Consider the following 23113-nt stretch of genomic DNA (forward strand, 5'->3'; position numbering starts at 1 on the left):
GCCCGGTAAGATGAACAGCTCAATCATAAACCAACTCAGACAAGGGCCAATCTGGAAGAGAGCATACCTTGTTGCATCTCTTTCCATTGCTTTGGGCCTGTCTTCACTCTCGACGGCTCTGTCCAGCGAACCGGCCAGAGAGCCTGCTCGCCTGCGCGGCAACGTCACCGTCGAGGCCCGCCTGGTAACGGTCGGTGATCTTTTCGAGAATGCCGGACAATATGCTCACAAGGCGGTCTTCAGAGCCCCTTCGATCGGTCAAAGCGGCAGCGTTCGGGCAGAACGTGTCATCGATGCGGCGATCCGGGCAGGATTGCGCAATATCGATCCAAACAATGTGGCTGTTGTGAGAGTTGCCAGAGCATCCGAGCTCGTCACCGAGAGTGATGTCACCGAAAGCCTCAAGGCCATATTGCAGAGCAAGGGATTTGTATCCGCGACCGACCGGGTCGATGTCGAGTTGAACAGTGGATTTGTCGACCAGCACGCTGCTGCTGGCGGTGTTCGTCCCTACGACATTCACAATCTTCGGTTTGATCGACCCAGCGGCCGGTTTGCCGCAACTCTCTCGCTCTATGGCAGAAATGACATTGGCGACATCCGACTGACAGGCCGGGCAATCGAAAGCATGCTGGTCCCGGTCATGACACGCACTGTCAGCAAAGGGGAGATCGTCAGCGATTCCGACATCACCTTGAGATCGACCCCCAAACAGCAGGCAATTCTCGCAAAACCGGCAATGATGAATGACATCATTGGCATGGCGGCGAAACAGACCATAAGAGCCGGAACGATTGCCAACAGCTCTTATTTCACGCCACCCGATATGGTGAAACGTTCCGATACCGTGACCATCATTTTCGAAACGGGCAATCTGAATCTGTCCATAAGCGCCAAGGCACTGGCAAACGGAGCCAAGGGTGATGTTATTCCGGTTCAGAATTCCCAGACCAACCGCATCATTCGAGCTGAAGTCATCGAGCATGGCTTGCTTCGGATCACTCAGCCGACGCAAACCGTCGCATCTCTGGGGAGCAACTGATCATGAAACTCGCCCACACACTGTCCATATGCCTGATGGCCTCGACCCTTGCGGCTTGCGGCACGGCTGACAGACTGAAAAACATCGGCAAGGCTCCCGCATTGACGGCCATCAACAATCCGACAACGCAAAAAGGCTACAAGCCGGTCCAGATGCCAATGCCGACCGTTCAGCCAGCCAACTATAGCCCCAACTCCCTGTGGCAAACCGGTTCCAGAAAGTTTTTCAAAGACCAACGCGCCAGCAAGGTGGGGGACATTCTGACTGTCCAGGTCAGCATCACAGACAGCGCCAAGATTGACAACACGACGTCGCGCACGCGCTCCAACAACGAAAGCTCCGGCCTGTCGGGCGGTGTCGGATCCGTACTGACAAGCGCCCTGTCGGGACTGAACGAAAAGCTTGATACAGATATCGACGCATCATCACTGGCCAACGCGACATCAGGATCGTCCTCATCTGGCACCGGAGCGATTGACAGATCGGAAACAATCACAACCTCGGTTGCAGCCGTTGTTCTTCAGGTTCTGCCCAATGGCAACCTTGTTATTGAAGGCCGCCAGGAAATTCGGGTCAACTTCGAGGTTCGCGAAATACTGGTCGCCGGTATCGTCCGGCCTGAGGATATTGCATCTGACAACACCATTGAATCGGAGAAAATTGCTGAAGCACGCATTGCCTATGGCGGACGCGGTCAGTTGAGCGACGTCCAGCAGCCAAGATATGGACAGCAGGTCATGGATATCATCTTGCCATTCTAGCCAATTCGAACCCCGGACAGATGAAAAGGTCAAGACAAGATCATCCATGAAAAGCCGAGAAAGCCATAACAAAGCTCCCCACCAGCCCCGATAACCACCGGGTCTGGTATCGGTGAGGCCTGCTCCCAATATGGGCCCCACCGAACCGTGATGAGGTCAATGCTCCCAATCATGACCTGATCACAAAAAAGAAGGCGCGGTACTTAGAAAAGTATCGCGCCCTTTTTATTAGCAAATAGCCAAATAAATCAGTCGTCCCGATAGACCTTTTCTCGCCTTTCGTGGCGCTCTTGCGCCTCGATGGAGAGCGTCGCAGTCGGGCGCGCGTCCAAACGTTTTAAAGAAATTGGCTCGCCTGTATCTTCGCAATATCCATAAGATCCGTCCTCGATACGTTTCAAGGCCGCATCAATTTTCGATATCAGCTTTCTCTGACGGTCTCGTGCGCGCAATTCAATCGCCCGGTCCGTTTCCGACGACGCCCTATCCACCAGATCGGGATGATTGGAGCTGTCATCTTGCAGATTTTGCAGCGTCTCTCGGCTTTCCTTAAGAATATCGTCTTTCCACTTATTCAGCTTGCGACGAAAATACTCCACTTGCCGTTCATTCATGAAGGTCTCATGGTCCGACGGACGATAGTCATCATCTATCTCGATGGACATGGGCTACCCCTTGGTTCCCTAGAAAAGACGAGGTCTATATAGAGGCAGCAAGGCTCCGAGACAACTATTCTTTCTGAAAAAAAATCAAAGAGATTAATTCTGCGCGATATTTTCAGTAAGTAGATTTCCAATTCGCGCCAAATGCCCTGCCTAGGAGTTCTTTTCGAGCTTTGCAATTTCAACCTGAGCCCGTAACACAATTTCTTCCAGCAAAGCATCGATTCGCTCATCGCCGCTGGGTTCAGGATCAGCAGACAGGCGTTCAAGCTGCTGCAACACTGCCATCGGCAGATTGCCGGACAAAAGCCCCATGCGAATATCCTCAAGCAGATCAAGCATCTTGTTCCCCTTGCGAACAGCCTTTCTGCGCTTTCCCTGCAACGCATCATCAACCGTCTGCAAGGCAAGCAGGGCGGAAACATCCTGAATGGCGCTACTCTGAACGGTCTGCTGTGTCTGGGTGGCCTCTTCCGTTTCCTGAGGGAGAGTAAAACGGCTTGAACCGCCTTGGGTGCGCTTGGTACCGCCGCCCTTGCCAACCCGATTGCTGCCATTTCCACCTTGCACACGCATTTTAAGGCCCTTCCTTTCCTGTAACGCTTTCCTTGCATTCATCCATTTACGGCGAGACCAAAGCGTATGAGAGAAATGTCGCTCAGACTTGCTTGGGAAAAGATTAACTCAATTGGTTAACGAAGTGTTAATCAACCCGGCAAATTTTGCACACCTGCGTTAAGTCGATATTTTTAGATTTATTATAAAATTTCACAAAACGGCGTTATTTCAATCACTTGCTATCATTTCGTGCTTTTTCGCTCATTGGCACGACCTTTGCAACTACTCATGCAAAATGAAAGACCGCCGCGATTTCGAACATCTTGCTTGAAAAGGTTTAACATCAAATGTCACTTCGCTCATATGTTATGATGCTCTTGGCTGCATTTGTTTTTGCAGCAACACCGGCACAAAGCGCGTCCCGGATCAAAGACATCGTCGATTTCGAAGGCATTCGAGACAACCAGCTCATCGGATATGGTTTGGTCGTCGGTCTGAATGGTACCGGGGACTCCCTGAATAGCGCACCATTCACCAAGCAGAGCTTGCAGGCCATGTTGGAACGCATGGGGGTCAATATCTCGGGCGCCAACCTCAACACTAAAAACGTTGCCGCAGTCATCGTCACGGCGACCCTGCCTCCCTTCACGGTTCAAGGCTCACGCATCGATGTAACCATAAGCGCCTTGGGCGACGCCAAGAGCCTTCAGGGCGGCACCTTGATGGTTACCCCCCTGATGGGTGCGGATGGAGAGACCTATGCAATCGCTCAGGGCCCCATCGCCATCGGCGGCTTCACCGCTGAGGGCGACGCCGCAACGGTTACCCAAGGGGTTCCGACGACCGGACGGATCGCCAGCGGAGCGCTCGTTGAACGCGAGCTTTCTTTCCAGCTTGCAAGCATGACCACTCTCCGCCTCTCCTTGCGCAATCCTGACCTGACAACCGCTCGCCGGATCGCCCAGTCGATCAATGACCTGATCGGTCAACCGGTTGCCGAACCCCTGAACCCGACGGGTGTACGACTGACATTGCCGCTCAGTTTCAATGGCAACATGGTCGATCTGATCACCGACATCGAACAACTGGTCGTCGAACCGGATCTTCCGGCCAAGATCGTCATCAATGAAAGCACGGGCATTATCGTAATGGGGCAGGAAGTGCGCGTCAGCACTGTCGCGATTGCGCAAGGCAACCTCACAGTGACGGTCTCCGAAACACCACAGGTTTCTCAGCCCAATGCGCTTGCTGCGGGTCAGACCACCACCGTGCCACGCACGAATGTCGACGTCTCGACCGGTTCCGAAAAGAAATTGGCATTGCTCGAAGGCAGTGTCCCACTCAGAGATCTGGTGTCGGGCCTTAACGCCCTTGGCGTTGGCCCGCGCGACATGATCTCCATTTTGCAGGCGATCAAGTCAGCCGGTGCCCTTCAGGCAGAAATAGAGGTGATGTAATGGCTTCCATCAACGCAGCTCCATTTTCAATCACACAAGGCAATGGCATCCAGTCGAACCTGAGCAACGAGGAACAAGCCCGTCAGGCTGCCCAGGAATTTGAAGGCGTCTTCATCTCACAGATGCTTTCCAACATGTTTGAAGGTGTGGGCGAAACCGGCCTGACAGGAGGCTCTTACGCCAGCAGCACCTATCAAAGCCTTCTGACGGAAACCTACGCGGACGAAATAACAAAATCAGGCGGTATCGGCATTGCTGACTCAGTCATGCGCGAGTTGCTTTCACTTCAGGAAATGAACCCTACGGGACAATAAGATGACAGAAAACAACAACACAGCTTCCAATCCCGTAACGCAGGCCGCCGCCTTGGCGAAAGCACCGATAGGCAGCGTCAGTGACTGCCAACGCCTGATCGGAGCGATCGAGCAGATCATGGACGCGCTTGATGGTGTCCTGATCGAGGAAACCGATCTTCTGCGCAACGGCAAACTCAATGAAGCTCTTGATCTGGTCGAAGCCAAGAACCAGCTCTCAATACAATATATGCTGCTGCAAAAAGCGATTGCAGCCAACGCATCAGTCTTCAAGCAACTGGCCCCTCAGGATTCCGAACAGTTGGCCCGCCGCCATCAATTGTTCCAAAATACGCTCCAGGCAAATCTTGCCGTGGTCGCAACGGCAAGAGAGGTTTCGTCCGAGCTGGTCAGCGGCATCAATGAGCAGATACAGAAAGGTGCCAAGGCACAAACCTATGGCAGCGTCGGCGAAGCGCCCGAAAAGGTATCTCAAAAGCAGGGCATCTCCATCGATACCCGCTCCTGACACAAATCCGTGCGGCTGCGCTGACTAATCCAGAACAGCCGCACGCTTTCTTTCGTCATCTCCCAATGCCAGCGCCAGATCTGCAAACAGCCTCCATCATGCTCACTCTCTCAGTAGATGAGAGGAAGAACAGAGATATTCTCTCTCGCCGTTTTGCGTTTTACCCTCTGCGACGACCCGCGCACGACCAACACGCACAGACATTTGACACCATTCCCAAGCATATCGATGAATAGGATGAAGCCTGACGGCCATTTTGTCAGGTCAGGCAAGCAATATCAGCGTCCGGAAGCAGTCAGTAAATTATAACCTGGACTAGATCCGCTCCAAGACCAGAAAACACAAAGCATATTGAACTACGATTCGTCTTATCAAGCTTTCAACTGCTCGCTTGCTACTCGCCAAAGAACAAATACGGGCGCTTTTCCAGTAAAAGAAAACTGAAATTTCATAAACTTAGCGACAGTATTTGCGAATATTTACATCAAAAATGACAAACGCCACAAAATAAGCTATAATTTTGCGAGTTGAACACTTGTTGAGTTTGAGGCGACCTATGGACATATCAGTCCAAAAAATGCAGCCGCCTGCCACCGTACAAGGCAAGTCTGCGGCAAAGAAAACCAATCTGGGGACCACAGAAGATGCCGTCGAGACGGCAGAGGCTGACCAGGAAGTAGAATTCAAGCACGGCAACACCGCCTATTCTTCCGTTGATCCTGATGAGCGCAACGGCAAGAATGGTCATGAGCAAGAGCGTAAGGGTCGGCGGAAAAATCGCCAATTACTCTCCCAGGACGACCTGAGCGAGCTGACAACCTCAATAGCAGAACTCCAGAAAGAAGCGAAACCGGCCGACGGTCTGTTGCACATGCGCGCCTATCAAGCCCCTTCAGAACCGGAAGAGGATGATGAAAGGCCCCATTTCGAAGTCAATATATAAGAGACGGAAAAGCGGACCTCTGGTTCCGGAATTTTCGACAGCGACCGAGCACACGGCCTAAACCGTCTCCTACATCGCTTTTTTTCACAACATGGCCTGAAAAAAGGGTCAAAACACATCGGCAAAACCGCTTCGGCGGCATCAAAAACCTTTCCGCCCTTCGAACATTTTTAAAAAATTTTGTCCAAATTTCTAATGGGATGCCCTCCGTCCCTTCTCAAAGCGTGTGTTTCTTGGCGATTTCCTCACAGGCCAAACCCGTTGCCGCCTCCCCGAAAACCGTCAAACAGATCCCTCAACCATTTGAGAAACATACAAAATCAGATCATTGGTTGAATTCTGTAGGATTTTGGTAACCATAGTCCATTTTCAATAACCTCAAATTAACCCTGATATCCGTTAACCATATATTTTTACAAATGATTCTGGATTGGAGCGCATGCTTCCCCTGACCACGAATGGTCTTGTCCAAGAAGGACGATGAGTACAAACCAGAAAGGTTATGGGGAAATGTCAGATATTACGCTTTCCGCCGGCGTACGCGCCAACTTGCTCTCTTTGCAGAACACTGCAGACATGATGGCAACCACACAGAACCGTCTTGCTACGGGTAAATCTGTGAACTCTGCACTTGACAATGCAACAAACTACTTCACCTCTGAAGGCTTGAATGCACGAGCCAACGAGCTGAACAACCTGATGGATTCCATCGGCACCGCTACTAAAGTGCTTGAAGCTGCCGACAATGGTATTTCCGCGATCACCGATCTGATCGAGAGTGCCCAGTCTACGGTCAAGCAGGCTCAGGCCAACAACAGCGATGCTTCTGGCACGAATATCCAGAGTGACTCCAACATCGACACCACAGGCACCTCAGGTGCAACCACCAAAGCTCGCGTCGAATCCCAGACCCTGACAGCCTTGGGCATGACGGGTGTTGGTAGCAGTGGCGCCACCGACTCCAACTTTGTCATTACATCCACTTCGGAAAATGGTGTCACCAGCACCTTTGACCTGGACGCACATTTTGCTGCAACCGGCAAGACGCTTGCTGATGGCGATCCTGATACGGCAGGCAACCAAGCCTACACGGTTTCCGACCTGGTCGACGACATCAACGCTTCAGGTGTTGCAACTGCCTCCATTACCGATGACGGTCGTCTTGACCTTCAGGCAAGCGGCAACGCAAGCCTCAGCCTGACAATCACCGACGCCGACGCCACCGACAGCACCACGCAGAACGGCTCCACCGGTACATCCATCGCCGCAGCGTTCGGCTTCGCAGCCTCTGCTTCCGAAGACTTGAACGCCGATGCGGACTATCTGGATGCAGGCGAGACGGCTGTTACCTGGGCTGACGGTTCCGCTGATACCGACGTCGATACACTGACAATCGTTAATCAGGCCGGGTCAACCGATGCCGACAACTCCGAACTGGTTTCCCAGTTCAACGAGATCCTTGATCAGATCGACGAAATGGCTCGCGATGCAAGCTATAACGGCATCAATCTGATCAACGGCACGGGCAATGACCTGACCGTTTCCTTTAACGAGTATCGCGACGCCAACAAGTCCGAACTCACGATCGCATCCGCTGACTTGAGCTCTTCGGGCCTCAACCTGACCGATGCATCATCACTGAGTTCCGACGAAACCAGTCTCAAACTGGACTCCCTGTCAGAAGCCCTGACCTCGCTTCGCAGTCAGGCATCATCTTTCGGTTCAAACCTGAATACGGTTACCATCCGTCAGGAATTCACCGAAAACATGATGAATACGCTTCAGACCGGTGCTGACGAGTTGGTTCTTGCCGATACCAACGAGGAAGGTGCAAACATGCTGGCACTTCAGACCCGCCAGTCTCTGTCCACCACCGCCCTCTCTCTGGCATCCTCCGCAGACCAGGCAGTTCTCAGCTTCCTGCGGTAAGAGAAGTCAGAAATGGAAATCAGAAACGGGGCCTCTTGGCCCCGTTTTTTTATGCAAAATCGAGTTATCAGGAAATATACTTAGATTTTTCATTTCCAATTTTTTCCAAATTTCCCATCATTTACAAATACTTGTCCAAGTTGTCCAAATAGAAAGATAACTATTTGTTTAGGTTAATAGGAAAGGCTTGGTTAACCTTAAATTAGGGTTTAGGCGCGAACATTCAATTAAGCCTCAGAAGGAGGCGCAACAATATCTGTATGTGAGTACCCAGAAAGGTAACCCAATGTCTTCTGATATCACTCTCTCGGCCGGCGTGCGTTCAAACCTCTTGTCCCTGCAGAAGACTGCAGACCTGATGTCGACAACGCAAAATCGTTTGGCAACCGGTAAAAAAGTCAACTCGGCGTTGGATAACCCAACCAACTTCTTTACCTCGGAAAGTCTCTCAGCCCGTGCAAATGACCTGAGCAACCTGCTGGACGGTATCTCCAACTCGATCAAGACGATCGAAGCGGCAGACAACGGCATTTCAGCGATTACCGATCTGGTAGAAAGCGCCCAGGCGACTGTACGCCAAGCCCAATCCAACAACAACGATGCTGCATCCACCAACATTCAGGGTGACTCCAACATCGATACTACCGGCACGAGCGGCACCACCACCAAGGCACGCGCAGAATCTCAGACACTGACAGCGCTTGGCATGACCGGTGTTGGCAGCGGCGGCGCCACGGACTCCAACTTTGTCATCACGTCCACTTCGGAAAATGGTGTCACCAACACCTTCGATCTGGATGCTCACTTCGCGGCAACGGGCAAAACCCTCGCCGATGGCGATCCTGATACGGCTGGCAACCAAGCCTATACAATTGCCAACCTGGTTGATGACATCAACGCGTCAGGTGTTGCTACCGCCTCCATCACGGAAGACGGTCGTCTTGATCTGCAAGTCAACGGCAATGCAAGCCTCAGCCTGACGATCACCGATGCCGACGCCACCGACAGCACCACGCAGAACGGCTCCACCGGTACATCCATCGCCGCAGCCTTCGGCTTTGCAGGCTCTGCCTCCGAAGACTTGAACGCTGATGCGGACTATCTGGATGCAGGCGAGACGGCTGTTACCTGGGCTGACGGTTCCGCAGACACCGATGTCGACACCTTGACCATCGTAAACCAGGCAGGATCTTCCGACGCTGACAACTCGGAACTCGTTGATCAATATAACGAAATTCTGGATCAGATTAATGAGTTGGCCAATGACGCCAGCTATAACGGCATCAACCTGATCAACGGCTCAACCAATGACTTGACCGTTTCCTTCAACGAACATCGCGATGAAAACAAATCGGAACTGGTCATAGAATCCGCTGACCTTACCGCTTCCGGCTTGAGCCTCACCGATGCATCCTCACTGAGCACGGACGAGTCCAACCTCAAACTTGATGCACTCGCCGACGCTCTGGTAACCCTGCGCAAACAGGCTGGTACCTTTGGCTCGAACCTTTCCACCGTGCAGATCCGCAAGGACTACACCAAGGAAATGATCAACACTTTGCAGACCGGTGCAGATAACCTGGTTCTGGCAGACTCGAACGAAGAAGGTGCCAACATGTTGGCCCTGCAAACTCGTCAAACGCTGTCCACCACCGCACTGTCTCTTGCATCGCAGGCCGACCAGGCCGTTACCAGCTTCCTTCGCGCTTAACAAGAAAGCGCTTAAGGCGGTCTATAATCCACAAATCAGAAAGGCGGAGAAATACTCCGCCTTTTTTGGGAAATACAGAAAACAACTATTCTTCTTTTCGGCTTTTCAATGGCAGAGGAATATTCTAGAGCATATCTTTGAGAAGAAACGACGCTTTATCCAAGGATACCAATCGCATCGACTTGAGCCCGGATCTCTTCATTGACAATCAAGGCTCCATGGATGCATCGAATACATGGTATTTTCGCAAGCGGCGAAAGGAAACAGGATGTCTCTAAAAATTGAGCTGCGCCCCGGTGAGCGCATAGTAATCGGCAGTAGCATTATTACAAATGGTGATCATCGCACTCGATTCTACGTGGATGGCCAAGCACCGATTTTAAGAGAAAAAGACATTCTCACCTCGGAAACGGCAAATAGTCCCGCCAAACGTATTTATCTTTGTATTCAGCTTATGTATCTCGACCAAGATATCGCCAAGCATAAAGAAATTTATTTCTCACTTGTGAACGATTTTTTACAAGCAGCACCAAGTGCATTAACATTGGTGGACAACATAAATAACAAAATTTTAACGAATTCAATTTATCCTGCTCTAAAAGAAGCAAAAGCTCTCATCAAATACGAAGAGGAGTTACTTCGTAATGTACAATCAATCAGCAGCTAGAGCTTATCAGAATGCAAGCTCTCAAGCGAGTTCTCCCAGAGAACGCGAAGCCGCACTGTTGATCAAGGCTGCTGCCAAATTGCAGCAAACAAAATCTGAAGATAGCACCCGCGAGCAACTTGATGAGGCGCTGACTTTCAATCGCAAGATCTGGACCCTTTTTGTTGGCGAACTTCTCAGCGAAGACCATGAAATGCCGAAGGAACTTCGTCAGAATCTGGTCAATCTGGGCGTTTTCACCTTCAATCACACATTCCGCATCATGGCGGACCCCGAAAATGCGTCGGTTGATAGCCTGATCAATATCAATCGCAACATCGCCGAAGGCCTCCGCGCACACGAGTAGGCTTTGCCTACAGGCTGCCCGCAAGGGAAAACACCAAGAAACCAAGCGCCCTCAAATTGAGCTGGCGCTTTTTTATTGGCACCCGCAAGACCAACAAAACAAAAAACAGCCAGAAGGCTGTTTTTCTGAAGTCTCATTTCGAATTTGGAAAGTATCGCTGCGAACGATCAGATGAAGTTGGTCAGCGAGAGTTGGTATGTCATGGATGCGGCCTGATAGGATGACTCGATCGTCGACATCAAGGTCATTATCTTTGCGGCCACTTCCTCATCATTGATCCCCTCCACTTCATCGGAGGCGGTTTCAAGCATGCTGAGCGTCATGACATGCCTCCCGTCGGCGTCTTCCATCACCTTATTGGCAACGCCAAGCTCGGTCAGGATGGTCTTGACCACATCGCCCTGATGGACACTGGAAAGGCCAGCCGACACCGCATCGGCAAACGAGGTGTACCGTCTCTCATCCAGATCGCTATTCTGATCATAGGTCGGAAGCGCAAAAGCGGTCATATAGGCAAGCTGCCGCGCCATGCTGTCTTCATTTGCACGGGCACCAAAGGAAACCTCAAGGCCATTGTCGATTTGCACCTCGGCAGTATCGCGGGAATTTGTGGTTCCATTCTCACCGACATACCAATTCAAGGTTGGCTTGCCTGCAACGGTCGCCGTATCCAGTGTGGTTGCGGTTTCCGGTGTCCCGACGACGCGCATTGGCTCGCTCCCGCCCGACGTCATGTAAAAATCCATTGCCGCCTGGATGCGGGACGCAGCCTCCCCTTCAGCCGCCACATTTCTCTCAAGTTGAAAAGCCAGTTCATCCTCGATCGCCTGAGCAATCGTGTCCGGGGTTCCGACAAGCGAAAAGGTACCATCTCCCGGTTCTGTCACACCGGTCGTTGCGGTCATCGAAATGACTTCCGTCGACCCATCGGGCAAGTTGAATGTAAAACTGAGCTGTTCCCCCTGCTCGGGAGCGGCTGTCACGTCAACGGCAATACTGGCAGGACTGCCCGCAGGCCCGGTAACATTGACATTGCTGAGGGTGTTGGAAACTGCGCTCAGTTTGTATCCAAAGTCGGTTGCTTCTTCCGTGATCGTCATGGTTGAAGCGACAGTCGAAACGCCAAGCCGCCCTCGCCCATCTGCCCCGGCATCGGCGCGGATCCGTTCGTCAGTGACCTCGATGAGTCCGTCCTGGCCATTATAGCCATAGACAATCCGATCATAGCTGAGCGCCGGAGCGACATCTGTTGTTGTGCCGGAGAAAACATAATCGCCGTCAACTTCGGTATTGAGAAGGCCGATCATTTCCTTGACCAGCGTTGCGGATGTTTGCTGCCCAACCGACTGGTTTTTTGAAGTGATGTCAAATTGTGTGCCATCAGCCGAGCCACTCACCTCAGAGCCGATCTCGACAATCCGCTCCAGCGACAGATTCATCATCGACAGTTGCAATTGTGCCTGCTCGATGCCCTCTTGATAGCCTTCGATGGCGCTGATCTGCGATCGCAGCCCGAGTGACATACCAACATCACGGCCAAGCCCCCCATAGGTCTGGGACTTCTTGCCCGTGCTGAGCTGGATGGTGAGATCTTGCATGAGGCTGGAATTGTTTCTCAGCACATTCATCATGGCAGACGATGAATAACCATTAAGGGCACCGATCATTTTCTCAATCCTGTTCTAGGGGCATCAACAGCAGGGATCAGACTGTCAATAGCGCATCAAGCATGCTTTTCACGGCGGTCATGACCCTCGCATTGGCGGAATAGGCTGTTTGCAACTCCAGAAGACGAGCCAGCTCCTCGTCAACATCGACGCTGGCACTTTGCTCCAGCCGGGACAGAACATTGTTCATGACAATTTCCTGTCCCTCATTTCGTGTTTCAGCCGTTGCTGCCTGTTCTGCCTGATAACTTATAAGCTGGCGGGCATAGTCATCCACGGTCATGGAGACCGGCGCACCGCCATCCTGAAAACTGAACGACAACTTGTTTGTCGCAAAAGCATCATAAAGTGCAGTGGGGCGGGTCTGATCTGCAATTCCGACGCTGCTATCATACTGAACCAGCAACGTCGGATCATTCAGCAGATTGGCGTTCACGCTGATCCGGCTGGCAAACCCGACCTGTTGCGACACGCCATCAACACTGCCCGAATAGATGCCGGGTCCAGCCCCGCCATCAACGAAGAATGGCAAAGCCGAAGCTGTCTGCTGCAATCCGGTCGCTGTCGCCTTGGCATCAAGGGAGTCTATGGTAACCGTATTGGCCGCCCCGTCATCCAATATCTGCAATGAGCTTCCCGACGGATTACTTACCGTGAAGGCCGCTCCAAGCGCCGCTTGCACCTGCGTGACGACATTGGCCATTCCGCTTGAGAAATCGATGCCGACAACGGTGTCATCATTGCGAGACGTCACATCATCGGAAAGAGGCAAGGATGCAGCCTCATCAACCCGCACGAACGTTACAACGTTGGTCTCTCCCGTTGCCACATCCTGATAGGTAAGGGTGAATTCGTCCCCTGCCTGCAAATCGGCAAGATCGACATCAAACCCGTTCTGTGCTCCCGCAGTCGCTGCCGTGCCCGCAACATCGAATTTCCCGAACGCATCGGCAAGACCATCGGCAAGGCTGTCCAGCTGATTTTGTGCTTCAACCAGAATATCGTCGCGAAGCTCGAGCAGCGCCCCGATCTTGCTGCCCCGAAAGCCATCGGAGGTGGTAACATCATAGAGCTGCCCGCTTGTGCTCTGAAGATAGATCGAGCCCAGTTGACTGGTCGCGCTGTCATTGCTCCAACTGGTGTGGGCGCTGACACTGCCATAAGCGGTAAAGGACAGATTCGCGGCTTCCACGTCATAAAGGGTCAGGCCACCCGTCGTCGAAATCTGCACCGAATTGTTGTCAACCTGCTCCACCCGGATAGGAACGAGTTCGGACAATTGCGTGATATAGGCGTCCCGCTGATCCATCAACCCGGCCGGATTTTGACCCGACGTCAGGGTGACTTCCTGAATCTGCAAATCGATTTTTTCAATATTGTCCAGAATCTCGTTCATGTTCGAGACGGCTTCCTCGATCGCAAACTCGGCGTCCTGACGCAAATCCTGAATCGTGTTGGCCGCTTTGTTGATGGCATTGGTCACGACCGAGGCGTCATTGAGCACCTGCAATCGCGTCGAGGCATCATCGGGACTTGTCTTGAGGGCCTGTAAAGACTTTGAAAATTCATTGACCAAGGAATCGAGCGCATTTTCATCACCCGGCTGACCGAACATCGCATCCACCTGGCTCAGATAGTCATTGATCGTCCCGGAATAACTGGTTGCGCCGGTTTCGGTCCAATATTGTTTCTGGGCCACCAGATCGATCGAGCGTTGGACAGAGGTCTGTAGGACCGCCGTCACCTGCCCGTTCAGTACCATATCTTCGCGGCTAGTGGTCTTTTTGGTGTAACCAACCGTGTTGGCGTTGGCGATGTTGGAGGACACGACTTCCATGTCGCGGTTTGTGGCTTTCAAACCCGAAGTCGCTATCGATAACGCTCTACTCAATGCCATTTGCCATCCTCCACCCCCTTGCCCTTACAAAAAGGACAAAGGGGACTAGATCACCCAGTTACCGGATCACCTGCATGACTTCACTCAACATGTCCCTTGCGGTTGAAAGAACGCGCGTATTGGCCGTATAGGCCTGCTGGGACACGATCATCTTTGAAAACTCGTCAGCGATATCCACGTTGGATGATTCCAGAGACGAGCCACGAATGGATCCGGTTGCGCCGAGAATCGCTTCACCTGAATCCTCTGTAGCACGAAACGCGCCGCCACTCTCGCGGGCCAGATAGTTGTCACCATCAAAGGAAGCCAAAATGACTTCTGCCATGTTGCTCGACTTGCCATTCGAATAGTTTGCAACCACATAACCGGAGTTATCGATACTGATGCTGGAAAGCTCGCCGGCAGCGGCACCATCCTGAGAAAGATTCATGTTGGCCACACCAGTCTGCGTCGAATAGGCAGTGATCCCGTCTCCGCCATGATCAAGAATGATATTGCCAAGACTTGTGCCATCGATTGTCATACCCGCCACGGTGACACTGGCAACCGGCGCAGTCATGCCTCCTGAAGAGTTGAACACATAATCCGTACCCACGTTGGTCCATTTGGTAGCCCCACCGGTCGCAGTGGAGTCAGACTGATAAAACAGGTTCCATGTATCTGGGCTATCGGAGATCTTGCCCCAACGGAGCTGAACCGAGACATTTTCACCATTCGCCACATAGGCGGTAATGGCACCGCCGGAAATGGATTGCGAAAGGAACTGCGTCTCATCCTGCGCCTGAATAACCCCTGCCCCCGTGCTTCTGGGATCAACGGTATAACCGGTCAGAGGCGTAATCATGCTGCCAGATGTATCAGTCGTTGAAGGAACAGCGGGAAGGTTGCCGGTATAGGTAATGGTCGTGGTCGCTTCGGCAGCCATGAAGTCTTCTTCGAAGGTCGCCGGAGTTGGCACCGAACTCACAGGGTTGCCTGTGGCGTTATCAAGCTCGATAACAGCCAGATAATATCCGGCTTCATTGACGAAATATCCGTCTTCATCAAGCGTGAAATCACCACGACGCGTATAAAGTGGCGTCCCCTCAAAAATCGGCATGCCGTCAATCTCGGAGATCTTCTCATAGACGACGAAATAGCCATCACCGCTGATTGACATATGGGTCGTGGTATCAGATGCATCGACCGAGCCGGCAACCGTGTTCGTCTGACGCGAGTTGGTCAGAACGGACCCCGAAGTCTGGGCACTTTTGTTCGAGGTATAGTTACTGACCAGATCCACAAACGCGGTATCCACCCGCTTGTAACCTGTCGTGGAAACATTGGCGATGTTCCCCGAGATATTTTGCATTGCAGATGACTGCGCACTCATACCGGCGACGGAAGTTGTAAGCGCTGAATAAAGACTCATGGCACATCCCTTTGACCAAACACAAAATCAAGTGCCAGTTTCTTTGCAAGTCGCGGGCCAATTTTATTTTCAGAAATATTTTTATAAATTCAGACACTTAGCGTTCTTAACCATTCATTAAGTAGGTAATTTTCACCCAAGCCCCCTTCAAAAGGGGAAAAAAATGCATAGTTAACAAGACCTTAATGGAAATTTACATTTGCCCCTCACACACCAGCCCAAACCAGCAAGGCACAAGTCCGATCAGGATCCCCTTTCTCCAAGGCAGCACACGTCAAGCCCCCCCCACTTCCAGAGCAACCAGCCCTCAATGCGACCAAAGCGATAGAGGACCATGAAAAAAGTCAAAAAGGTCGTGTTTGTCATGAAAATGTAGCCTTGCTCAGAGAAAAAGCTCCAATCAGCTCATGTTTGCCGCCGGCCGGCCGACGAACGTGCAAAAAGGCTCACACAACCAAAGAAGCGTTTGGCTTCAGTCACGAACCATATTAATCAGATCCAACCCCGTCCCGGATGCCAGGATAGAGCTGTCCCCGGACCAGGTCGGGAACCGATCAACACGCTTGTTGTCTTTCGATACCAAAGGCAGAAACAAAACGGCATTGGCTTAAGTCTTTCGCGTTTGATTGACGCGGCAAAAGCCAAGGCGAGCATCTCAAGGAGGATGTCTAGCAATGATCAGGCTTTATCTTCTGCGCCACGCAAAATCATCCTGGTCCGATCCGTCCTTGCATGACTTTGATCGCCCACTGAACAAACGTGGCAAAAAGGACGCCCCAAGAATAGGGCAAGCCATGAACATGCGCGGCTATCACCCTGATCGTATCCTTTGCTCCTCATCCCAGCGCACCAAGGAGACACTGGCAGGCATCGTACCGGGGCTGACGGGTGAAGTAAGCCTGCATTTGCTGGATGCTCTTTATGAAGGCAATGCCCCCGACTATCTGAGCCTGCTAAAAGCCAATGCCAGAAACAGCAAGCATTTGATGCTTGTCGGGCACAATTCCGGTTTACAGGACGTCGCTCTCAGGCTTGCAGGGTCGGGCGACCCGCTTCTCATCAAGAAAATGCGCTCGAAATATCCAACCGCAGCCCTCGCCGTTCTGGATTTCGACTGTGACCATTGGGACGACATCACTTTGAGAAGCGGCCATCTTGTTGACTTTATCAAGCCCAGAGACCTGGATCTGGAGTTTGACACAGACGAAGACATCATCGTCGAAAATCCGGCACCGACCTTTTTCCGCCGATAAAAGCACCCCACTGATCATTCCTCTCCCTCCGAACTCTCCCCTTGAGCAAGCGACAAAGCGATTGGCAGCCCACCCTTTCGGTGGGTCGCTCCGCTTCCGGTTTGCATTCTCCCCTATCCATGCCTAAATGCATAGGAGACGTATCTGGAGCGCGAAAAAGGGCTTTTGCCTCTGATCCGTTGCCCTCTCTGTCAGGAGCCTGATGCAAGAGGACCTGCCGGATGCAACGACTAGGTGTTGAAATGAAAATCTTTGAAGAGCTACGCATTGCGACTGCCAATCTGGCAGATATCGCTGGCGACATGACCGAACCCAGCGTTCGGCTGGGCGTAACCGGGCTTGCCCGCTCCGGCAAGACGATTTTCATCTCTTCAAGTCTTCACAACATCATCCACGGCGGTCGATTGCCTCGCTTCGAGGCCCATTCCACGGGAAGGATCGGAACCGCGGAGATAAGCCCTCATCCGGACAGTCTGGTCCCCCGCTTTCGCTATGAAAGCCACATCTCGGACTTGACGGACAAAAAGATCTGGCCCTCTTCAACCAGTCGCACAAGTCAGGTGCGCCTGTCCCTTCGCTATCAATCAAGGGATAGCTTCAAGCGGACCTTTCGCTCTGATCGACTGGCCCTTGACATTGTCGATTATCCCGGTGAGTGGCTACTCGACCTCACCCTGATGGACCAGAGTTTCCGAGATTGGTCACGCAAGTCCTTCAATCAGGCGAACCACCATCTCTACAAGCCTTTTTCCTCTGACTGGCGGGCCTTCTCGGAATGCATAGAACACAAGCTTGAAACCGAAGAACAGGGCGATGAACCGATCCTCGAGACAATCGCCCGACAAGCAGCCAGCAACTTTACCGATTATCTGCTCACCGCCAAAAAGGAGCGCGGAGCCTATGCTCTTTTGACACCGGGACGCTTTCTCATGCCCGGCGATCTGGAAGACAGCAATGCGCTTACCTTCGCCCCTCTTCCGGACAACCTTTACTGCAAGGACCGCAAGAGTCTGTGGGCGTTGATGGAGCGCCGGTTTGAAGCCTACAAGAACGAAATTGTTCTTCCCTTCTATCGCAATCATTTCGCCCGGCTTGATCGCCAGATCGTCTTGATAGATCTGCTCGCGGCTCTCAATGAAGGCCCCGAGACCCTCGCCGAACTTGAAGACACGATCACGGAAATCCTGCGCGCCTTCCGCCCCGGCTCGCATTTCTGGCTGCGCAATCTTGTCTCGCGCCGCATTGACAAAATCCTCTTTGCCGCCACGAAAGCCGATCACCTGCATCACACGTCTCACGACCGATTGGAACGCATTCTCGAACGCCTCGTCGAACGGGCGTCAAGCCGTGTCAAGTCCGCAGGTGCAGACTGCGAAACCATGGCAATTGCCGCCATCAGGGCCACACGGGAAGCCACACTTAATCTGGAAGGTGAAGAACTTCCCTCACTGATCGGATATCCGATGGAGGGTGAATCTCTGGGAGAGGATGAATTTGACGGCGAAACCGAATTTGCTCTATTTCCCGGCGACTTGCCAACCGACCCTGATTCAGTTTTCAAACCAGTTGAATCGAAATCTCAAGCAACTGCGGAATCGATACTTGAAGAAAATGCGGCAAAAACTGAATCAGTTTCTGAGCAACCTGCAAGCCAGATGGATCCGACCTGTTTCGTCCGCTTCCGACCGCCAGACCTTGACAAGACATCCGAAGGCCTTGCGCTGTCGCTCCCTCATATTCGCCTTGATCGCGCCCTGGAATTCCTGCTGGGAGACATTCTGAAATGAACGAGACCAAAAACTCAAACCAGTCCCAGACCCGAAAACCAAGAGCCATCCGGCTTGATCGCGGTGCTTATGGCGACGACATCGCCCGTCCTTCTCCCGAGACGGGAGCAACCCTTTCCATTACGCCGGAATATACGCTGGACAGCGAAGACTATTCCGAGATGCTCGAGACCGGTGCTGCATCGGTCTACAAACCCGTCCGGAAAAAGGGATGGTCTCTGTCTGCCCTTTTCTGGTCGGCCTTTTCTGGCGTTCTGATGCTCGCTCTGGGCCTTTGGCTCGACCGCCTGATCCGCGATCTTTTCGACCGCTGGGACTATCTGGGATGGATCGGTCTGGCATTGGTTGGCATTGCGATCTTCTCCCTTCTGTTTTTCGTCGCGCGGGAGCTGCTCGCTCTGCGGCGTCTGGCTCACCTTGATCACTTACGCGCCAAAGTTGCAAAAACATATGAAGACGGAGATCGGAAGTCAGCCACACAGATTGCCAACGAGTTGATCGATCTCTACCAGAAACAGCCCTCGCTGTTCCGTGCCCGCCAGACGCTGAAAGCGGACCTGCCGCATCTGTTCGACCGCGAAGACATCCTTGCCCAGACCGAACAGATCCTGATGCCTGCCATTGACAAACTGGCAACCCACCGCGTCCATCAGGCCGCAAAACGCGTCGCTCTGGTCACCGCAATCAGTCCCCGTGCCCTGTTCGACATAGTGGTCGTTCTGGTGGAGACCGTGCGCATGATCCGCGCCATTGCCGAAGCCTATGGCAACAGACCCGGCTTCGTCGCCATGCTGCGCCTCACCGGGCAGATCGCCAGCCATCTTGCTGTCACCGGAGGCATGGCCGCAGGTGAAAGCCTGTTGCAACAGGTCATCGGTCACGGCCTTGCCGCCCGCCTGTCTGCCAAACTTGGCGAAGGCGTACTCAACGGCATCCTGACTGCACGTATCGGCCTGTCCACCATAGCCCTTTGCCGACCGATGCCATTCATCACGGAATCCCAGCCGCAACTGGGAGCCGTCATCAAGACCCTGCGGGCCCAAACCGAGGAAATGGAGCAGGTGCAAAGCGCCAAGCCCGAGAAGCCATAGACAAGGCTGTCTGGTGTCCCGGGCAGGCAACGTGCGCGAACCCACCCCGGAAAGGCCGAACAAAAACGCGGCAATTCATTCGATATGGTTCATTTTCGATCAAACTTCTTGATTTGACGAAATGAATTCTGACCTGATAGTCTCGACCCATTCGTTGCAATGATCCAGGCTTTCCAGACATGACTTCGCCTACCAAAGCCGCCAGCGACTGGCGCACCCCTTACGTATTGCTCATGCTCATGGCTGCGGCCTGTCAGCTCAGCTTCGCCAGTTGGAACAATTTGCTCAACAATTTCGCTATCACCGAGGTTGGCTTCACCGGGCGGGAAATCGGCATCCAGCAGTCCATCCGGGAAATTCCCGGCTTTCTGGCCTTTACCGCCATTTTCATCCTGCTCATCATGCGAGAGCAGACCATGGCCTTTCTCGCCCTTGCCTTTCTTGGTATCGGCGTCGCCATGACGGGGTTCCTGCCTTCGGTATACGGGCTGTATTTTTCCACCATCATCATGTCTGTCGGCTTTCATTATTACGAAACGGCAAACCAGTCACTATCGCTGCAATGGCTTCCCAAAGACAAGGCCCCGGCCATGATGGGCCGTATCCTGTCCGTTGCCGCCACCGCGCAATTGCTGGCCTACTGCATCATTTTCGTAACATGGAAAACCCTGCACCTGTCCTATCAGACCGTTTTCATGATTTCCGGCTCTCTGACCCTTGTGGTCATGGCCTTCCTGTGGCTCAGCTTCCCCAAATTCGAAGCCCCGAACCCCCAACGCAAACGCCTTGTCCTGCGCAAGAGATACTGGCTCTATTATGCCCTGACCTTCATGGGCGGAGCACGTCGCCAGATCTTTACCGTCTTTGCGGGTTTCATGATGGTCGAGAAATTCGGCTATCGCGTCGATGAAATCGCTGCGCTCTTCTTCATCAATTGCCTGTTCAACATGATCTTTGCTCCCTATATCGGCAAATTCATTGGCAAGTTCGGCGAACGGCGCATGATGGCAATTGAATATGTCGGCCTGTTTATCGTCTTCACCGCCTATGCCTTTGTTTCGAGTCCCTGGATGGCAGCGGCCCTTTATGTCATCGACAATGCCTTCTTCGCGATGGCCATTGCCATGAAAACCTATTTCCAGAAAATCGCAGACCCGGCCGACATCGCCCCGACCGCAGGCGTTGCCTTCACCATCAACCATATTGCCGCCATTATCATCCCGTTCAGCTTTGGCCTCATTTGGCTGATCAACCCATCATTCGTCTTCCTGCTCGGCTCTGCAATGGCCGCAACATCCTTCATCATTTCGCGTTTTGTACCGCGCAATCCGGTTGAAGGCCATGAATGGGTTGGCAAGGCCCCCGCTGCACAGGCAGCAGAATAGGGTTTGGAGCGTCTCTAGCCTTTGCGTGCGATCCCCAGATGGTGGGTTCCCAGAATTCGAGTACCGAAGCCGAGATCGTAAATGCTATACTGCTCCAACGCAAAGCCGGAAGCTTCGATCAAGGAACCGGTTTCTCGGTTGAGGTGACAGCCGGCAGCGACGGCACGCCAAGGAGCATTGAGCGCATCCTGAAGAAACGCAACATCCCGCTTTGGCGAACGGCCATGCTCACAAAACAGCAATCGTCCGCCGGGACGAAGGATCCGATGCATCTCTGCCAGGGTGGCGGAAACATCAGGAATAGAGCATAGGGAATATGTGACGACCACCGTATCGGCACTTTGGGATGGAAGCGACATTTTCTCAGCGCTCTCAACCAGCAATTCCGTGTGCAAATCCTGTCGTGCAATTGCTTTCCGCGCCAGATCAGGCAGGCCATCATCGGGATTGACCCCAACAAGGCTTCGAACCGCCTTGCGGTCATAGTGCGGCAAATTGAGCCCCGACCCGAAGCCGATTTCCACGACATCGCCCTCTGCCAGCGGAACGATCTTCTGCCGCTGACGGGTTACAACCGGCAAGCCGCACACAAGGTGAACGCCACGAGGCATAAGCCCGGAAAACAGGGAACTGGATTTGCACGAAGCGCAGGAGCAACTGTCGGCCATAAGAACCTAAATATTCTAAAATACGAAAGTTCAAAAACACTAACGTGTCCGGCTTCCAGCGTCAACGCATCTTTCCGACGTGCCGAACCGGCCCCTGGTCATAAAATCGCATACCACCATCCGTGATCAGCACCAAGCATTCATGCTCCGAGGAAAGCCCGAAGCACAGGCCCGTCCCTTCTTGCAGACAGGGCGAACAGCATGTGCCTTTCAGCCGGTTTCTAGGCCTGGCTTTCCGGAATGCGGATAATCAGACCATCCAGATTGTCATCAATCTTGATCTGGCAGGAAAGGCGGCTGGTTTCGTTGGCGTCCTGAGCGAAATCGAGCATGTCTTCTTCCATGGCGCTCGGCTCACCGGTTACCGCCGTCCATTGTGGGTCCACATAGACATGACATGTTGCACAAGAGCATGCACCACCGCATTCCGCTTCTATTCCCGGAATTCCGTTTTTGATTGCGGTTTCCATGACCGTAGAGCCGGTTTTGGCCTCTACTTCATATTTGGTTCCATCAAAAGCGATATATGTAACTTTAGGCATTCGTTTTGCTCGTTTGTCTCGACAGTCTGTTGCATTGGCTATAGCCCAATTGCCCCGCAGAAAACAGAGGGCTAATTGTAATGAAATGTATATTTATGTAGCGAAACCGCATTCAGCGGCGCGTCATGAGGTTTCAAGCAACAGCCGAGCGTGATGCACTGCATCCTCCATCGCCCTTGCAAGAAGAATAATGACGTCTGCTCTGGGCCCCTTACCTCTTTCGAGCTGCTCAGCCACATTGGCGACCTGCCAGGCCCCCACCCCCCTTGCTGACCCCTTGATGCTATGGGCAAGTGCATCCAGTTCCGACATCTGCTTTTGCAATTGCTCGATCTTGTCCGTCATCTGTTTGACGAAGATGGAGAGAATTTCCCTTTGCAACTCTGGATCTGACATCGTCTGGCGAGCCAAATGCTCCAGATCGATTGGCGCATTTTGTAGGTCCATGATTAAATATCTCCCAAAACATCTCCAAGTGTGAAGGAATCAAAAAAATCCCAAAATGGTTACCGGA

General features: G+C 52.7%; 22 protein-coding genes. 14 read left to right on the top strand and 8 right to left on the bottom strand.

The genetic code is table 11. The features are described 5' to 3' along the window. The first annotated feature begins 10 nt into the window (after positions 1-10). Entirely contained in the window at positions 11-1042 is a 1032-nt protein-coding gene (gene flgA, locus ACHZB8_RS09610; RefSeq protein ID WP_316860044.1) for a flagellar basal body P-ring formation chaperone FlgA, read from the top strand. A gap of 2 nt (positions 1043-1044) precedes the next feature. Next, positions 1045-1803, top strand: coding sequence for a flagellar basal body L-ring protein FlgH (flgH, locus tag ACHZB8_RS09615; protein WP_316860045.1), 759 nt, complete (start codon positions 1045-1047; stop codon positions 1801-1803). A gap of 248 nt (positions 1804-2051) precedes the next feature. On the opposite strand, the gene dksA is transcribed toward flgH, so the two are convergent. Continuing rightward, positions 2052-2468, bottom strand: a complete 417-nt coding sequence (dksA, locus tag ACHZB8_RS09620) for an RNA polymerase-binding protein DksA (RefSeq protein WP_316860046.1) — start codon at positions 2466-2468, stop codon at positions 2052-2054. 150 nt (positions 2469-2618) lie between these two features. Then, a complete protein-coding gene (locus ACHZB8_RS09625; protein ID WP_316860047.1) occupies positions 2619-3041 on the bottom strand; it encodes a flagellar assembly protein FliX in 423 nt (140 codons plus the stop codon). A 329-nt stretch (positions 3042-3370) separates the two neighbouring features. Between ACHZB8_RS09625 and ACHZB8_RS09630 the strand changes: the two genes are divergently transcribed. The 8 genes from ACHZB8_RS09630 to flaF all read left to right on the top strand — a co-directional run bounded on the left by ACHZB8_RS09630 (position 3371) and on the right by flaF (position 10898). Beyond that, complete coding sequence (locus tag ACHZB8_RS09630) at positions 3371-4480, top strand: flagellar basal body P-ring protein FlgI (protein ID WP_394706163.1); 1110 nt, start codon at positions 3371-3373, stop codon at positions 4478-4480. Then, a complete protein-coding gene (locus ACHZB8_RS09635; protein WP_316860048.1) occupies positions 4480-4794 on the top strand; it encodes a rod-binding protein in 315 nt (104 codons plus the stop codon). The genes ACHZB8_RS09630 and ACHZB8_RS09635 overlap by 1 nt, the downstream gene beginning before the upstream one ends. Before the next feature lies 1 nt (position 4795). Beyond that, complete coding sequence (locus ACHZB8_RS09640) at positions 4796-5302, top strand: hypothetical protein (RefSeq protein ID WP_316860049.1); 507 nt, start codon at positions 4796-4798, stop codon at positions 5300-5302. Between the two features lie 556 nt (positions 5303-5858). Next, positions 5859-6245, top strand: coding sequence for a hypothetical protein (locus tag ACHZB8_RS09645; protein WP_316860050.1), 387 nt, complete (start codon positions 5859-5861; stop codon positions 6243-6245). A gap of 510 nt (positions 6246-6755) precedes the next feature. Then, positions 6756-8174 (top strand): flagellin, encoded by a 1419-nt coding sequence (locus ACHZB8_RS09650; RefSeq protein ID WP_316860051.1) that lies wholly within the window; start codon positions 6756-6758, stop codon positions 8172-8174. A 358-nt stretch (positions 8175-8532) separates the two neighbouring features. Then, entirely contained in the window at positions 8533-9885 is a 1353-nt protein-coding gene (locus ACHZB8_RS09655; RefSeq protein WP_394706165.1) for a flagellin, read from the top strand. 268 nt (positions 9886-10153) lie between these two features. Next, positions 10154-10552, top strand: coding sequence for a flagellar biosynthesis repressor FlbT (flbT, locus tag ACHZB8_RS09660; RefSeq protein ID WP_316860740.1), 399 nt, complete (start codon positions 10154-10156; stop codon positions 10550-10552). Next, positions 10530-10898 carry a flagellar biosynthesis regulator FlaF gene (flaF, locus tag ACHZB8_RS09665; RefSeq protein WP_316860053.1) on the top strand — a complete coding sequence of 123 codons (369 nt, stop codon included), beginning with the start codon at positions 10530-10532 and terminating at the stop codon, positions 10896-10898. Before flbT ends, flaF begins: the two co-directional genes overlap by 23 nt. A gap of 167 nt (positions 10899-11065) precedes the next feature. On the opposite strand, the gene ACHZB8_RS09670 is transcribed toward flaF, so the two are convergent. Genes ACHZB8_RS09670 through ACHZB8_RS09680 form a run of 3 tightly spaced genes read right to left on the bottom strand, consistent with a single transcriptional unit; the run spans position 11066 to position 15873 of the window. Next, positions 11066-12565: a hypothetical protein gene (locus ACHZB8_RS09670; RefSeq protein ID WP_316860054.1), complete on the bottom strand. Its 1500-nt coding sequence runs from the start codon at positions 12563-12565 to the stop codon at positions 11066-11068. A 37-nt stretch (positions 12566-12602) separates the two neighbouring features. Then, positions 12603-14462 (bottom strand): flagellar hook-associated protein FlgK, encoded by a 1860-nt coding sequence (gene flgK, locus ACHZB8_RS09675; protein WP_316860055.1) that lies wholly within the window; start codon positions 14460-14462, stop codon positions 12603-12605. 58 nt (positions 14463-14520) lie between these two features. Continuing rightward, positions 14521-15873 carry a flagellar hook-basal body complex protein gene (locus ACHZB8_RS09680; protein ID WP_316860056.1) on the bottom strand — a complete coding sequence of 451 codons (1353 nt, stop codon included), beginning with the start codon at positions 15871-15873 and terminating at the stop codon, positions 14521-14523. Between the two features lie 674 nt (positions 15874-16547). Here ACHZB8_RS09680 and ACHZB8_RS09685 point away from each other — a divergent pair. The 4 genes from ACHZB8_RS09685 (at position 16548) to ACHZB8_RS09700 (ending at position 21389) form a co-directional block, all read left to right on the top strand. Continuing rightward, the gene (locus ACHZB8_RS09685; protein ID WP_316860057.1) at positions 16548-17126 is read left to right on the top strand and encodes a histidine phosphatase family protein; all 579 of its coding nucleotides are present in this window, start codon (positions 16548-16550) and stop codon (positions 17124-17126) included. Between the two features lie 221 nt (positions 17127-17347). Further along, positions 17348-18913 carry a YcjX family protein gene (locus ACHZB8_RS09690; protein WP_316860058.1) on the top strand — a complete coding sequence of 522 codons (1566 nt, stop codon included), beginning with the start codon at positions 17348-17350 and terminating at the stop codon, positions 18911-18913. Continuing rightward, positions 18910-20004, top strand: a complete 1095-nt coding sequence (locus ACHZB8_RS09695; protein WP_316860059.1) for a TIGR01620 family protein — start codon at positions 18910-18912, stop codon at positions 20002-20004. Before ACHZB8_RS09690 ends, ACHZB8_RS09695 begins: the two co-directional genes overlap by 4 nt. Before the next feature lie 179 nt (positions 20005-20183). Then, the gene (locus ACHZB8_RS09700) at positions 20184-21389 is read left to right on the top strand and encodes an MFS transporter (protein WP_316860060.1); all 1206 of its coding nucleotides are present in this window, start codon (positions 20184-20186) and stop codon (positions 21387-21389) included. Positions 21390-21403: 14 nt separating this feature from the next. Here ACHZB8_RS09700 and ACHZB8_RS09705 read toward each other — a convergent pair whose 3' ends face one another. From ACHZB8_RS09705 to ACHZB8_RS09715, 3 genes are all read right to left on the bottom strand, one after another. Continuing rightward, the gene (locus tag ACHZB8_RS09705; protein ID WP_316860061.1) at positions 21404-22057 is read right to left on the bottom strand and encodes a class I SAM-dependent methyltransferase; all 654 of its coding nucleotides are present in this window, start codon (positions 22055-22057) and stop codon (positions 21404-21406) included. 221 nt (positions 22058-22278) lie between these two features. Further along, entirely contained in the window at positions 22279-22599 is a 321-nt protein-coding gene (locus tag ACHZB8_RS09710) for a 2Fe-2S iron-sulfur cluster-binding protein (protein WP_316860062.1), read from the bottom strand. Positions 22600-22722: 123 nt separating this feature from the next. Next, positions 22723-23046: an Hpt domain-containing protein gene (locus ACHZB8_RS09715; RefSeq protein ID WP_316860063.1), complete on the bottom strand. Its 324-nt coding sequence runs from the start codon at positions 23044-23046 to the stop codon at positions 22723-22725. Positions 23047-23113: the final 67 nt, after the last annotated feature.

Origin of the sequence: uncultured Cohaesibacter sp. (genome assembly GCF_963556055.3) — a bacterium.
Classification (GTDB): domain Bacteria; phylum Pseudomonadota; class Alphaproteobacteria; order Rhizobiales; family Cohaesibacteraceae; genus Cohaesibacter.

Bases quoted from the DNA above. Each gene is read 5' to 3' on its own strand.
- flgA (WP_316860044.1), top strand. From the start codon at position 11: ATGAACAGCTCAATCATAAACCAACTCAGACAAGGGCCAATCTGGAAG.
- flgH (WP_316860045.1), top strand. From the start codon at position 1,045: ATGAAACTCGCCCACACACTGTCCATATGCCTGATGGCCTCGACCCTT.
- dksA (WP_316860046.1), bottom strand. From the start codon at position 2,468: ATGTCCATCGAGATAGATGATGACTATCGTCCGTCGGACCATGAGACC.
- ACHZB8_RS09625 (WP_316860047.1), bottom strand. From the start codon at position 3,041: ATGCGTGTGCAAGGTGGAAATGGCAGCAATCGGGTTGGCAAGGGCGGC.
- ACHZB8_RS09630 (WP_394706163.1), top strand. From the start codon at position 3,371: ATGTCACTTCGCTCATATGTTATGATGCTCTTGGCTGCATTTGTTTTT.
- ACHZB8_RS09635 (WP_316860048.1), top strand. From the start codon at position 4,480: ATGGCTTCCATCAACGCAGCTCCATTTTCAATCACACAAGGCAATGGC.
- ACHZB8_RS09640 (WP_316860049.1), top strand. From the start codon at position 4,796: ATGACAGAAAACAACAACACAGCTTCCAATCCCGTAACGCAGGCCGCC.
- ACHZB8_RS09645 (WP_316860050.1), top strand. From the start codon at position 5,859: ATGGACATATCAGTCCAAAAAATGCAGCCGCCTGCCACCGTACAAGGC.
- ACHZB8_RS09650 (WP_316860051.1), top strand. From the start codon at position 6,756: ATGTCAGATATTACGCTTTCCGCCGGCGTACGCGCCAACTTGCTCTCT.
- ACHZB8_RS09655 (WP_394706165.1), top strand. From the start codon at position 8,533: ATGTCGACAACGCAAAATCGTTTGGCAACCGGTAAAAAAGTCAACTCG.
- flbT (WP_316860740.1), top strand. From the start codon at position 10,154: ATGTCTCTAAAAATTGAGCTGCGCCCCGGTGAGCGCATAGTAATCGGC.
- flaF (WP_316860053.1), top strand. From the start codon at position 10,530: ATGTACAATCAATCAGCAGCTAGAGCTTATCAGAATGCAAGCTCTCAA.
- ACHZB8_RS09670 (WP_316860054.1), bottom strand. From the start codon at position 12,565: ATGATCGGTGCCCTTAATGGTTATTCATCGTCTGCCATGATGAATGTG.
- flgK (WP_316860055.1), bottom strand. From the start codon at position 14,462: ATGGCATTGAGTAGAGCGTTATCGATAGCGACTTCGGGTTTGAAAGCC.
- ACHZB8_RS09680 (WP_316860056.1), bottom strand. From the start codon at position 15,873: ATGAGTCTTTATTCAGCGCTTACAACTTCCGTCGCCGGTATGAGTGCG.
- ACHZB8_RS09685 (WP_316860057.1), top strand. From the start codon at position 16,548: ATGATCAGGCTTTATCTTCTGCGCCACGCAAAATCATCCTGGTCCGAT.
- ACHZB8_RS09690 (WP_316860058.1), top strand. From the start codon at position 17,348: ATGCAACGACTAGGTGTTGAAATGAAAATCTTTGAAGAGCTACGCATT.
- ACHZB8_RS09695 (WP_316860059.1), top strand. From the start codon at position 18,910: ATGAACGAGACCAAAAACTCAAACCAGTCCCAGACCCGAAAACCAAGA.
- ACHZB8_RS09700 (WP_316860060.1), top strand. From the start codon at position 20,184: ATGACTTCGCCTACCAAAGCCGCCAGCGACTGGCGCACCCCTTACGTA.
- ACHZB8_RS09705 (WP_316860061.1), bottom strand. From the start codon at position 22,057: ATGGCCGACAGTTGCTCCTGCGCTTCGTGCAAATCCAGTTCCCTGTTT.
- ACHZB8_RS09710 (WP_316860062.1), bottom strand. From the start codon at position 22,599: ATGCCTAAAGTTACATATATCGCTTTTGATGGAACCAAATATGAAGTA.
- ACHZB8_RS09715 (WP_316860063.1), bottom strand. From the start codon at position 23,046: ATGGACCTACAAAATGCGCCAATCGATCTGGAGCATTTGGCTCGCCAG.